Annotated in this window: 9 protein-coding genes and 2 pseudogenes; 4 read left to right on the forward strand and 7 right to left on the reverse strand. The window is 42.4% G+C overall.

The genetic code is table 11. From position 1 onward, the window contains the following. Nucleotides 1–119, reverse strand: a pseudogene (locus tag EWV68_RS11040) (Rpn family recombination-promoting nuclease/putative transposase); the annotation flags it as partial. 301 nt (nucleotides 120–420) lie between these two features. Between EWV68_RS11040 and EWV68_RS11045 the strand changes: the two are divergent. Continuing rightward, nucleotides 421–1083: a HEAT repeat domain-containing protein gene (locus tag EWV68_RS11045; protein ID WP_079205592.1), complete on the forward strand. Its 663-nt coding sequence runs from the start codon at nucleotides 421–423 to the stop codon at nucleotides 1081–1083. 61 nt (nucleotides 1084–1144) lie between these two features. After that, nucleotides 1145–1657, forward strand: coding sequence for a phycobiliprotein lyase (locus EWV68_RS11050; protein ID WP_061432435.1), 513 nt, complete (start codon nucleotides 1145–1147; stop codon nucleotides 1655–1657). A gap of 243 nt (nucleotides 1658–1900) precedes the next feature. Here the strand turns inward: EWV68_RS11050 and EWV68_RS11055 are convergent, their stop codons facing one another. Further along, nucleotides 1901–2833 carry a hypothetical protein gene (locus EWV68_RS11055; protein ID WP_287169792.1) on the reverse strand — a complete coding sequence of 311 codons (933 nt, stop codon included), beginning with the start codon at nucleotides 2831–2833 and terminating at the stop codon, nucleotides 1901–1903. Then, the gene (locus EWV68_RS11060) at nucleotides 2790–3389 is read right to left on the reverse strand and encodes a DUF1517 domain-containing protein (protein WP_061432433.1); all 600 of its coding nucleotides are present in this window, start codon (nucleotides 3387–3389) and stop codon (nucleotides 2790–2792) included. Before EWV68_RS11060 ends, EWV68_RS11055 begins: the two co-directional genes overlap by 44 nt. 331 nt (nucleotides 3390–3720) lie before the next feature. On the opposite strand from EWV68_RS11060, the gene hpnH reads away from it, so the two are divergent. After that, nucleotides 3721–4737, forward strand: a complete 1017-nt coding sequence (hpnH, locus tag EWV68_RS11065) for an adenosyl-hopene transferase HpnH (RefSeq protein ID WP_002796381.1) — start codon at nucleotides 3721–3723, stop codon at nucleotides 4735–4737. Nucleotides 4738–4963: 226 nt separating this feature from the next. On the opposite strand, the gene EWV68_RS11070 is transcribed toward hpnH, so the two are convergent. The 3 genes from EWV68_RS11070 to EWV68_RS11080 all read right to left on the reverse strand — a co-directional run bounded on the left by EWV68_RS11070 (nucleotide 4964) and on the right by EWV68_RS11080 (nucleotide 8359). Then, the gene (locus EWV68_RS11070; RefSeq protein ID WP_061432432.1) at nucleotides 4964–6337 is read right to left on the reverse strand and encodes an HD domain-containing phosphohydrolase; all 1374 of its coding nucleotides are present in this window, start codon (nucleotides 6335–6337) and stop codon (nucleotides 4964–4966) included. Nucleotides 6338–6460: 123 nt separating this feature from the next. Continuing rightward, entirely contained in the window at nucleotides 6461–6910 is a 450-nt protein-coding gene (ndk, locus tag EWV68_RS11075) for a nucleoside-diphosphate kinase (RefSeq protein WP_002780036.1), read from the reverse strand. A 642-nt stretch (nucleotides 6911–7552) separates the two neighbouring features. Next, nucleotides 7553–8359: a creatininase family protein gene (locus EWV68_RS11080; protein WP_061432431.1), complete on the reverse strand. Its 807-nt coding sequence runs from the start codon at nucleotides 8357–8359 to the stop codon at nucleotides 7553–7555. A gap of 170 nt (nucleotides 8360–8529) precedes the next feature. Here EWV68_RS11080 and EWV68_RS11085 point away from each other — a divergent pair. Next, nucleotides 8530–8743: pseudogene (locus tag EWV68_RS11085) on the forward strand (IS30 family transposase); the annotation flags it as partial. Between the two features lie 112 nt (nucleotides 8744–8855). Here EWV68_RS11085 and EWV68_RS11090 read toward each other — a convergent pair. Beyond that, nucleotides 8856–11477 carry an O-linked N-acetylglucosamine transferase, SPINDLY family protein gene (locus EWV68_RS11090; RefSeq protein WP_287169794.1) on the reverse strand — a complete coding sequence of 874 codons (2622 nt, stop codon included), beginning with the start codon at nucleotides 11475–11477 and terminating at the stop codon, nucleotides 8856–8858. Nucleotides 11478–11592: the final 115 nt, after the last annotated feature.

Below are 11592 nucleotides of genomic sequence, written 5' to 3' on the forward strand. Positions count from 1 at the left end.
GTGGCGGCAGCGAGATTGCTTTGCACCTGTTTTTCGGGGATAGTTTCTAAAGAACGGGACACCTGACTTAACACCTGTTCGGGGTCATCGGTATTGCTGAGTACGGCAAAGGGTAATAACTCATTGTTCGCTTAATTTTTTAAGGGAAGGGTTTTAAAATTGCTGTAACCTTTATCCTGTATGCTTTTTAGCGAATAAGGTAAGCGGAACATTGCCGAGAGTGCGATCGCCAATTGGCTCGTTCAAACCCTAGGTATTTCTACAAAATTGAGACGCACCGGGTTGAATCTCCCTAAAACAGCACAAAGAAGATAACTGCTATATCCAATACACAAAATTTAGCTGTTTCAGTCCACTAAAGCTGCTGACTTAGAAACAATTGCGTTAGAATTAAAGAAATATTACAAGTGGTTGACAAAAATGAGCAAGCCTGATACACAAGCCATTGCCCTCCAGTTAGAAAGTAGCAATTCTAAAGATCGTCTGCTGGCCTTGGCATCCCTGCGAGAAGTGACCCCGGAGGAAGCTGTACCCTTGATCAAAAAAGTCCTTTATGATGAAATGCTGCCAGTGCGATCGATGGCTGTCTTTGCTTTGGGAGTCAAACAAACCGAGGAATGCTTTCCTATCCTAGTGGATTTGTTAGCCAATGATGCCGATTATGGCATTCGCGCCGATGCTGCGGGGGCCTTAGGTTATTTAGAAGATATTCGCGCTTTTGAACCCCTACAACGGGCTTTTTACGAAGACACGCAATGGTTAGTCCGCTTTAGTGCCGCCGTCGCTTTGGGCAATTTGGGCGATATTCGGGCTAAACAGGTGTTATTATCGGCTCTCGATAGTAACGAAGCGGTTATTCAACAGGCCGCTATTGCCGCCCTTGGCGAAATCAAAGCAGTGGAAACCGTCGAGAAGCTTTTAACCTTTGTTAACTCCGATGACTGGTTAATCCGGCAGCGATTAGCGGAAGCTTTAGGCCATCTTCCGGCGGAAAAAACAATCGCGGCCTTAAAATTTTTGGTCAAGGACGAACACCCACAAGTGCGCGAAGCGGCCCGTTTATCTTTGCAAAAATTGGTCTAGGGATAGGATAGAATAAATAATCTATTCTTCCAGAGCGATCGATCTTTGCCTACAGCCATTCATGGACATTCAAGAATTTATTAATCTCTGTGCGGGTAAATGGTTTTCTCAGCGTACCAGTTATCAATTAGCCGCCCAAAAAGTTGCCAATAATAAAGCAGAAATCACCATCGATTTGCTGGCCGCCGATGCTGCCGATGTGGTGCAATTATGTTTAGAAAATAACTGTCAGTCCCAGGCCAATCTAGGGGGATGGAAAGCGACTTGGGATAATTCCGTGGACTATGGACAACCGAAAAAAATCGGTTCTAGCTATTTAGTTTGGCTGCCCTCAGGGAATTCTTGGCAAGGAAAATTAATCAAATCGGACGGTAAATCGGCAGCGCTGGGAGAATATCATCTCAGCAGCGATCAAGCTTTAACTTTAACCATCGAGGATAATCACCATCGTATCGAGGAAAGAATCTGGTTTGCTAGTCCTAATCTGAGATTGCGTACCAGTATTATCCAGTCGGACAATGGCGATCGCCAGACGGTTTTCTATTCGGAAATTCGCAAAATGGTTGCTTCTTAAGTAGGGTCTGCTGAAAAAGTTTGTTGGTGGGGTTAGGGTGTGGGGTGTGGGGTGTGGGGTGTAGGGTTTTACCGATTTTCATCTGGTCAATTACCTAATTTTCAGGGAAAAAGTGCCTAAATTTCCCCCCCCGATCACCCCAAGGTCTGGCACTTTTTGATAGCAAACCCTAAGTAGTTGTCATCCCCAATGTCTGAGGTGGGGAAGACAGGGTTAATCTTCCACCACTCCAGTCAAATCCTCCTAACGTCGGCCGCGTCTGCTGCTGCCGAAACCACTGCGACTAGGGGTACGATTGGAACCGGAGGAACCGAAACTAGGAGAACGTTTGACATTATCAGATTTACCCGAATTCTTCAGGGTACTGGAACCATAACCGGAACCACTGGGTTTTGTGGTGGTGGTAGTGCTGCGATTGGGACTAGAGGGAGTATTGCTAGGATAACGACGTAAATTGCCAGTAGAACGGAGAGTTTGCCGATTTTTGACTGCCGGAGGTGGGCTATTATGTTTAGTCCGGTATTGATCCACTGCCTGATTATAGGTGGAACCGTAACCACCAAAACCGGTCATCACACCCCCCGGAGTATAGAGGGGAGGAACGTAGTATTGAGGACGAAAGAGCAAACTACCCAAAGCTTGACCGGCAACAGCACCGAGAAAAGGACTCCAAAAACTCGATTCTTGCCGAATCACCACGGTTTCCTGTTGTCCGGTTTGGGGATTGTTCCGCACTTCCGTGACATTATGGACATACTCAATTTTAAAATCTTCGGTCATGTACAGGGTAGCCTGATCGCCGTTGATTTCTACTGCGGTTTTTTCCCCTTTAGCAATGTCCTCCTCGGTTAATCTAGCCATTTGCAGGTTAGTGGTGCGAAAGAGGGGAGAAGTCCCCCCAGGGGTGTTTAAGAGCATTAAGGTATAAGTGCCATCTCCGTCATCGTAGGTAGCTTGTTGCACCTCGTAGCGACCGCTACTAACCTGATTGGATTCTCGTCTTACACTACTGTTACTAGCTGACGGTGACTGAGTTTCATTTGACGACGAACCACAGGCCACCGTTGTGCAACAAAGGGTAAGAATTAAAAGGATTGTCGTTACTTGGCGCAGCATAATGGCAAAATTAAGACTATAAAGGCAGTAATTCGGGGAAATTGAGTAATAGTTGCTCATTGGTCAATTCATCTCCCAATTGAGCAGGAGAAAAATGTACCTGAATCGCACGCAGCCGACCTTGGTAGTGGAGGTTAATTATTGATTTTAAACCATCTTCCAGGGCCTCTCGATCGGCTAGGCTAGTTTCTAAAGCAGCACTCTCACCCTCGAAGGCTATTGTGATCATAACAACTAAGTTATCGGTGACGGGTAAAGTTAAGGGTTCCTTTTCCCCCACTTCCAGAGACACCGATTCACTTAGGTATCTGGCCGCGGAATCGGTAAACAGTTCGTTAACGTAGTCTCCCGCTTCCCCCTCATGCCAAAAAACATCGCCCTCATTAGCCACAGAAAACCAATAGAGGTTCATCTGCAGCAGATTTTGACAAATTTCTACTAAACCCTCTCCCATGACCTCTAAATCGCCTTCGGAATCGATCGCCTCCCGGCCGGTACGATTAAGAATACCGATCAGCGGTGCGACTTCTTGGCCGTAGAGATGCAAAAATAAGCGACAGACCACATAGCGAGTTTTTCCCGCAAATTTCTTGAAGCGATCGCCTAAAGAACCCATAATAGACCTCTGGTAAAAATCAAAAATTGTCGTTAAGGTTAGGAGTCAGTAGTCAGGAGATAGGAGTCAGGAGTCAGGAGATAGGAGATAGGAGATAGGAGACTTTTTAATTTATTCTCCCCACTTCCCACTCCCCACTTCCCACTTCCCACTTCCCACTTCCCACTTTCAAGTCAGTAGTCTTGGAGCCATAAGCTAGATCAAGGTGATAATCAAGTAAACAGCCCAAAAAAGCCCTCAGCTTTTATTTATTTTGCCATTTTCTAGGGTTCTATGCCTTGATGCCCTGTTAACAGTCTATAATTACTTAGAATCCTTTTGGTGTGAGCAAATGGCTGTCCAACTGCAACAAGCTTTAGTGGTTGCTTCCTATATCTTGAAACAGCGTCTAGCGGGAAAAAAGCGTTTTCCCTTAGTTTTAATGCTAGAACCCCTATTTCGCTGCAATTTAGCCTGTACTGGCTGCGGTAAGATTCAACATCCCCCGGAAATCCTCCGCAATCATCTTACCCCAGCAGAATGTTTCGCAGCGGTGGAAGAATGCGGAGTTCCCGTGGTTTCCATCCCCGGGGGCGAGCCGCTTTTACACCCACAAATCGATGAAATTGTCAAGGGTTTAGTGGACAGAAAAAAATTTGTCTATCTGTGTACCAATGCCCTGTTATTGGAAAAAAGCCTGGATAAATTTACTCCTTCACCCTATCTTACCTTTAGTGTCCATCTGGACGGTTTAAAAGCACATCACGATCGCTGTGTGGATCGAGAGGGAGTATTCGATAAGGCAGTACAAGGGATTAAAGCGGCAAAAGCGAGAGGTTTTCGGGTTACTACTAATACCACGGTTTTTGAAGGCACAGAGCCGCGAGAAATGCAGGAATTTTTCGATTTTCTCGCTACTTTGGGCATCGATGGCATGATGATTTCCCCGGGTTACAGTTATGAGTGGGCCCCGGATCAAGATAGTTTCTTGAAACGGGAGCAAACTAGAGCTTTATTCCGAGAAATTCTCTCACCCTGGAAATCAGGCCAGAAAAAGTGGAATTTTAACCATAATCCTCTCTTTCTCGATTTTCTCATCGGTGAACAAGACTATGAATGCAGCCCTTGGGGTAGTCCTAGCTATAGTCTTTTAGGATGGCAAAAACCCTGTTATCTGCTCAACGAAGGTCATTACAAAAGCTTTCGGGAACTTTTAGCAGAAACCAATTGGGATAACTATGGTCGGGCCAGTGGCAATCCGCAATGTGCCGATTGTATGGTACATTGCGGCTATGAACCGACCGCAGCCATGGCAGCTTTTAAACCGGCTAATATGAGACGTGCCATGCAGAGTTTAATCGGAGTCTAATCTAGGGTCTGCTGAATAAATCTAAAAACCTTGTTGGGTAAAAATTTTAGACTTTTTTCCCATCAAAAAGTGCCAGACCTTGGGGTGATCGGGGGGGAAATTTAGGCACTTTTTCCCTGAAAATTAATTAGGTAATTGACCCCCTGAAAATGGGTAAAACCCTACACCCCACACCCCACACCCCACACCCTACCCCCAGGAAAAACTTTTTGCCGCAGACCCTAATCTAAACTGATTCTAACCAGACGGCGGGGACTTGACTAGGGCGATCGGGTAATTGCATCCATCCCATTTCGCACAGACGAATTACCGAACTTAATTTTTCTACCAAAGCGGGATCGAAACGAATCCCGCTATAATTTTGACATCGTTCTAGGGCCTCTCCTAAATCTAGAGCTAGTCGGTCGCCTCGCGGTTGAGTTAATTCCTGAAAATAGGCTGATAATCCTAAAATTCTCGACTCTAGGCTGATTTCTTCCCCTTTTAAGCCGTTGGGAACACCGCTACCATCCCAGTATTCAAACTCATGGTAAATAATCTGTTGAATTGGGGCTAATTCGGGCATAGTGGCGAGTAATTGTGCGCCTAACACCGATCGATCCCGCCAAAATAACGCATTTGCTCCCTCTAACTGACTGGCACGCTGTCTAAAAACTTCGATCGGAGCCTCCGCTAGACCGATGCGGTATAATAAACCGGCTAATCGTAAGCGTCGCAATCTCAGGGTGGGTAAATCGAGCAATTGTCCCAACATTTCCGCTAAAGCGGCCACCTGTAGGGAAGCAAGGGGATTATCAATATCTCTTTCATCGACCTTTTGAGCCATTCTTAGAAAAGCTTGCAGTTTATTAGCGGCCAAATTTTTATTTAAACGGGATGCTTGTCCTTCTAAGTCGCTTAATTCTCGCGTTTGTCTGCTGACGGTGACTAACTGCTGTTGACTGGTTTGCAGATAGGTGACAATGCGAGAGACTACTCCCGTTAAATCCGTGGGAATGGGATTAATATTTTGACTAATTTCCTGCTGTTGTCTGCTTAAATCGGCCGCTAGACTGGGATTATAAGGATGCAGACGCTCAATTAAGATCCTAGCGGCTTTTTCGACTAAATCGCGATCGAATGTCCATAAACCGTAGAATTTTCGCTCCGTGTCTATTTGGGGTTGACTATCAGACCGGTATTCGTCTGGGGATAACTCATGACAGAGTACCATGGAGGCGTAATCGGGGGAAAGAATGATTAAATTCCACTCATTAACCAAACTATCGCTATTATCTAAGTTAACTAGCGAAACATTCTCTAAACTGCCGGTTTTATGCTCAGAAAAACCACTATCGGCCACGGCGGCGATCGCAATATGACGAGAAGAGCGAGCGATAGCTAAATAGCGCTCAGCTTCCTGTAAATACCATTTACCCTGTTGAAAGGTGACTAAGACCAGTGGTTTATTTGTACTATCTGGGCTGCTAGTTTGCAAGATATGATCTTCAAGAGCATGACAGAGGGCCACAAGGGTATTCTTAAAATAGACCCCGTAACTGCTGGGTAATCGTCCCGATGAAGCTCTTTTTAACTGTTGTAAGCTGGATTCTACGGTCATAATTTCCGAATATTAGGGGGTTGGGGAAATGGGGAGAAGGGAGAGGGGAGAAGGGAGAATAAATAAAAGCAATCTCCTGTCTCCTGTCTCCTGACGACCGGCTCCTGACTGCCTCAAAGGGGTTTATTCTACCACCCAGGGAGTGATTGCGGGAGTCCAATTAGCTAATTCTGCATCGCTAAACCAGAGACTAACTTCATCTTTGGCCGTATCTGGACCATCGGACCCATGGATAAGATTGCGTCCGACACTAATGCCAAAATCACCGCGAATCGTACCAGGTTCAGCATTGAGGGGATTAGTGGCGCCAATAATTTTTCTAGCGGAGGCAATTACTCCTTCTCCTTGCCAAACCATGGCCACCACGGGGGAGGAGGTAATAAAATCGACTAACGAACGGAAAAAGGGTCTTTCCTTATGAACAGCGTAGTGTTTTTCCGCTAATTCACTAGAAACCTGCATCATTTTCAACCCAACCAGCGTAAAACCTTTAGTTTCAAAGCGTTGAATAATTTCCCCCACCAGATTGCGCTGCACACCGTCGGGTTTAATCATTAAGAAAGTGCGTTCCATACTGCCTCTTAAAATTTAGTCATCGAAAAATTGCGTCCGAAACCCAGATTAACCCGGAATGGCATCCTAGAGAATGGCAGAGTTTTCGCTTCAATTGCTGAGTTAGCTTGCTGTCCGATTTAGCTAGGGTTTGCGGCAAAAAGTTTTTCGTGGGGTGTGGGGTGTGGGGTGTAGGGTTTTACCGATTTTGAGGTAGTCAGTTACCTAATTTTCAGGGAAAAAGTCCAGGAATTTTACCCCCGATCCCTCCAATGGTCGGCACTTTTTGAGGAAAAAAAGTCTAAAAGCCTTATCCAACAAGGTTTTTAGATTTATTCAGCAGCCCATAATTATCCTAGTCGTTGATTCTGTTTTCAATTCTTATACCCTAGAAAAAATATGGTAAAAAATGTCGTTTCTTTTTTTTGTTACCGTTGACAAAAATTATACAACCTCAGGGATAAAACTCATGATTGAAATTAATGATTATGGAAAAAAATACTCTTATCTGGTTAAAATTTACTCTATTTATGTTAAGGGAAGATGGTGAGCAAATTACTGAATCAAAGGAGAAGGGAGATGGAGTTTTATCCTTTGTACTAAAATTACCAATAGGCAGGTTAAATGCAGTACAGCTTATTAACAACTCTAATTAATCTTCTATTAATATAACTTCGGTTGACGGAATTGATAAACATCAGCGATCACCTGTACCCAACCATTAGCAACAGATTCTAATAATCGCTCGCCTTTTTCTTTACTTGCATTAGTAGCATCTCCCATCACTCCACTTTTAGTTAATTCCTTAGTTAACCAAGCAAAGGGTAATTTTCCCTCCATAGTTAACAAACTATTTTCTGGCAAACCTTGAGGATATTCTCGGACGGCCCGCTCAATTTTTACCTGTTCTGGCAGTAATGATAACATAATGCTAGTTTCCACATCTCCTGCATGAATACCGTATTCTAATTCATATTCCGAGAATAATTCAGCCGCATTGTGGGGAACTCGCCAAGTGAAAAAAGGAAATACCAAAAAATCGGGATATTGTTGATGAATATCCCTAGCAGCAATTTCCATAACTTGCGGTTGCCCGCCGTGGGAGTTCATTAATACTAACTTGCGAAAACCCGAACGATAGAGACTTTCAGCTATCTCTTGAATGAGGGTTAATAAGGTGGCTGCCGAGAGGGTAATCGTGCCTGGAAAAGACCAATGTTCGTTAGATTTTCCGTAGTAGAGACAGGGTAAAGCGAAAGCGGCGATGTTTGTATCTAATTTCTCGAAAGCTTTGCCTAAAACCCCTAAACTAATGGCAGCATCGACGGCAATAGGTAGATGGGGTCCGTGTTGTTCGATCGCACCGATGGGTTGAATAATTACCACATTTTCCTTATCTGGCATTGAATCTATATCAGTCCAAGTAAGATAGGGAAAATAACGATGTGGGGGAATAAAACCGTGCATCATAATTTTATTGGGTGTGAGGGATTATGCTTGGGGGAAAAATTACTGTTTATGTTGTCATTTTATCACTAATTCTTGGCAAGGTGGCCAATCGTCAACTATCGAGATTGTGGAGAGCATCAAGAATACCTAGGCGGCCAGACGAGGAAAAAGAAAGAGTCGAAGCGGAGCTAAAAATAAGCGTGGCAGCATTGGCCAAGAACAAAACCGCATCGGAAATCAACCCTTGTCACCGAAAAACTTTTCCAAGAGATTCCCCCTGACAAAAGAAAAACCGACCCTTGTGACAAGGCCAAAGAATTTTGTGGACATCAAGAGTTGAGTCAGAAACTAGGAGCAGATTTTTATTTTGCTACTCCTTATCATTTTTGGGAAAGAGGATTAAACCCAGGGTAAGAGCATCTTAAATCCTTGACAAAATGAACTTTATGTGGTTTTCTTCCCCATACCCCACACCCCAACAAACTTTTTGCCGCAAACCCTATGTAACCCTAAAGTTTTATTTACCTTCTCCTACTACAGATTGATAAAATCTTTCTAGACTTTCTACAGAGGTTTGATCGTTAAATACTATATCGATATTCATTTTAGTATAATCTTTGATTGTTTGTCGCCATTGATTATCTAAACCTAAACGGATAGCAATTTCAATATAGTGATTTTTATCCGTAGCAATTGTCTCGGTTATGCCTAATTTTTTCAAGATAGCATAGGAATGTCTTCCGCGCATAAATTCCCCCGGACAGGTAACAACTGGAAGCTGACAGGCAATTGCTTCTAAGGTGGTATTTCCCCCCGACCAACTTAAGTTATCTAAATAGATGTCTGCTAATAAGTTAAGCTGAAAATAATCATTTTGTTCTAATTGTGGCATCATTACCCCGTAATCTTGCCAATTGAGTCCATACTTATTAAAAGCTTGACTTAATCTCGACTGAAAGCAATGGGTCACAAATTCGCTACGATGGCAGATAAAAATAAATTGGCTGTTGGGAACTTGTCGAGCAATTCTAGGAAAAATATCGTCATTTTCTGGCAGATATTTAAATAAACTTTGACAGTTTAAGTAGATGATTTTATCCTCGGCTAATCCCATCTCTAAACGAGTTTTCCTCTGGGGAGGAAGGGAAGGTTTGGGATAGGCAATACCTAAATTGGATAAGCGAATTAATTTTTCACTGTAGTGATTATCTCCCTCCACAGGTTCCATTAATTCACTGGAGATAAAATAATCAATGGTTGGTAATCCTGAGGTGATTGGATGTCCCCAAGTTACACATTGTACTGGAGCTAAACGCAATCCTGCTAGTTGGGTAGTACGAGCATCCATACCAATATCTAAATAAACCAGAATATGTAACTGATTATCTAAAATATGTTGAGCAATTGTTTCCATATTGACCCGATTATCAAACTGATAAAAATATTCACTTTGCTCTTGATATTGTTTGGTAAAATTATCGAAGGTTTTATTAATATCTATTCCATAACAATAAATTTCAAATTGCTCTCGATTTCGCCACTGCAACCATCCTTGAAAGAGTTTCGCTACCGTGTGATGACGCAAGTGAGCAGAAATATAGCCAAGGCGGATTTTTCCCGTAGGCATGGTTAGGTTTTTCACCCAATTAGGAAAGTTAACCGAGGCAATTTTATAAACCAATTCTCCATATTTTTTTTGTAGTTCTAAATCATTTTTGGCTTGATATTGAAGATAAAAATTAGTTCTTAATCCAATACTTTTCCACGCCTCCTGTTGTTGATTAGTACTGGTTAAATCAAGATTGGCCAAGATATTATCTAACCGTTTCTCGTAGTTTGATCGATATAGCATAATATCTGCTTGAGTTGTGTAAACTATCGGCATTAACCGCATTAATTCTAACTTCAGGGATAGGTGATCGGGAAGATACTCTAAAGCTGATTTAGTTGCTTGAATTGCCACCTCGATCGGATAATTATTTTGTAGTAACCAAATTAGGCGCAAATGTAAATCAATATTTTCTGGATGATAGTTAATGCCTTTTTTATACACTTCTAAAGCCTGTTTTTCTCCTTTGAGAATGAGATAGCAATGGGCGCAATTTAAATAAAAATTGCTCTCCTCTATTTTAATTGCTAATAATTTTTGATAATAGTTTAATGCTAATTGATAGAGTTTTCTTTGATAAAAATAATCACCTGAGTAAAGATCCGCTCTTTTTTGGTCAGCTTGCAGAATTTCCCAAAGGGAGAGATTTTGACTAATTTCTCCTCTATCTCCTGCAAGTTGTTGGGCCGTTTTATAAGCATTTTTTGCTTCTGTCCAAGCTTGTTTAACTAAATAGACATTGCCTAAATTGATATAGAAAGGATAAAAATCACCCTGTTTATTAATTCCCTGCTGATAGAATTTTTCGGCTGACTCTAGCTGCCCTAATCGATAAAATAAATTGCCCAGTTTATTATAAGCATCGACAAAATTAGCATTGAGATCAATCGCTTTTTGATAAGCTGATAAAGCTATATCTAAACGGGATTGTTTTTCTAGCACCATGGCCATAGTATAATGATATAAGGCTTGATTTTCCTCTAAGTTGATGGCTCGTGCTAAACAGGTAAAAGATTCTGTTAGTCGGTTAATTATATAGTATAAATATCCTAAATCGTGCCAGATGTAAGCTAATTGTTCACGCCAAGATAAAATTCTTAAGTAAAAGTCCTCAGCTAAAGTATATTCTCGCCGATTAATTGCCTCTTGCACCTCTTGAAGACAGGAGTTTATCGCAGTCAGGGCATAATTTTCTATCTCTTCATCCCCTGCTATTTCCTCTAATTCTAGCCACTGGAGATAGATTAATTTAGCTTGGCCAAACTGCCAGCAATCGAGATTTCTAATTATCTCTTTTTTGAGGAGCATAATTAAATCCTGACTAGACTCTGATTGTAATAGCCAAAATAACCAAATTTCTTGCGCTGTTGCTTGCTGCTCTAGCAGCAGATAAGCTAATCCCAGATAGGGATAATAATCAGTCACTTCCGGATGAACCGCGAGCGCTTGTTGACAGAATAACAATAATTGATTATAGTCTCCCGATGCTAACATTAGCTCGATCGCTTGTTGGTGATTACTGTTGATCATCGAAAATTTGGGTCTGAAACCCCGTCGTTCTACGACGGCTTTACCGTTAAATATTAGCGCATTTACACGATATATGCTAGAATGCGAGATATGGAAAAAGCCTATTCTTACCGAT

Source organism: Microcystis sp. M_QC_C_20170808_M9Col (genome assembly GCF_007095495.1).
Taxonomy (GTDB): domain Bacteria; phylum Cyanobacteriota; class Cyanobacteriia; order Cyanobacteriales; family Microcystaceae; genus Microcystis; species Microcystis aeruginosa.

Bases quoted from the DNA above. Each gene is read 5' to 3' on its own strand.
- EWV68_RS11045 (WP_079205592.1), top strand. From the start codon at position 421: ATGAGCAAGCCTGATACACAAGCCATTGCCCTCCAGTTAGAAAGTAGC.
- EWV68_RS11050 (WP_061432435.1), top strand. From the start codon at position 1,145: ATGGACATTCAAGAATTTATTAATCTCTGTGCGGGTAAATGGTTTTCT.
- EWV68_RS11055 (WP_287169792.1), bottom strand. From the start codon at position 2,833: ATGAGCAACTATTACTCAATTTCCCCGAATTACTGCCTTTATAGTCTT.
- EWV68_RS11060 (WP_061432433.1), bottom strand. From the start codon at position 3,389: ATGGGTTCTTTAGGCGATCGCTTCAAGAAATTTGCGGGAAAAACTCGC.
- hpnH (WP_002796381.1), top strand. From the start codon at position 3,721: ATGGCTGTCCAACTGCAACAAGCTTTAGTGGTTGCTTCCTATATCTTG.
- EWV68_RS11070 (WP_061432432.1), bottom strand. From the start codon at position 6,337: ATGACCGTAGAATCCAGCTTACAACAGTTAAAAAGAGCTTCATCGGGA.
- ndk (WP_002780036.1), bottom strand. From the start codon at position 6,910: ATGGAACGCACTTTCTTAATGATTAAACCCGACGGTGTGCAGCGCAAT.
- EWV68_RS11080 (WP_061432431.1), bottom strand. From the start codon at position 8,359: ATGATGCACGGTTTTATTCCCCCACATCGTTATTTTCCCTATCTTACT.
- EWV68_RS11090 (WP_287169794.1), bottom strand. From the start codon at position 11,477: ATGATCAACAGTAATCACCAACAAGCGATCGAGCTAATGTTAGCATCG.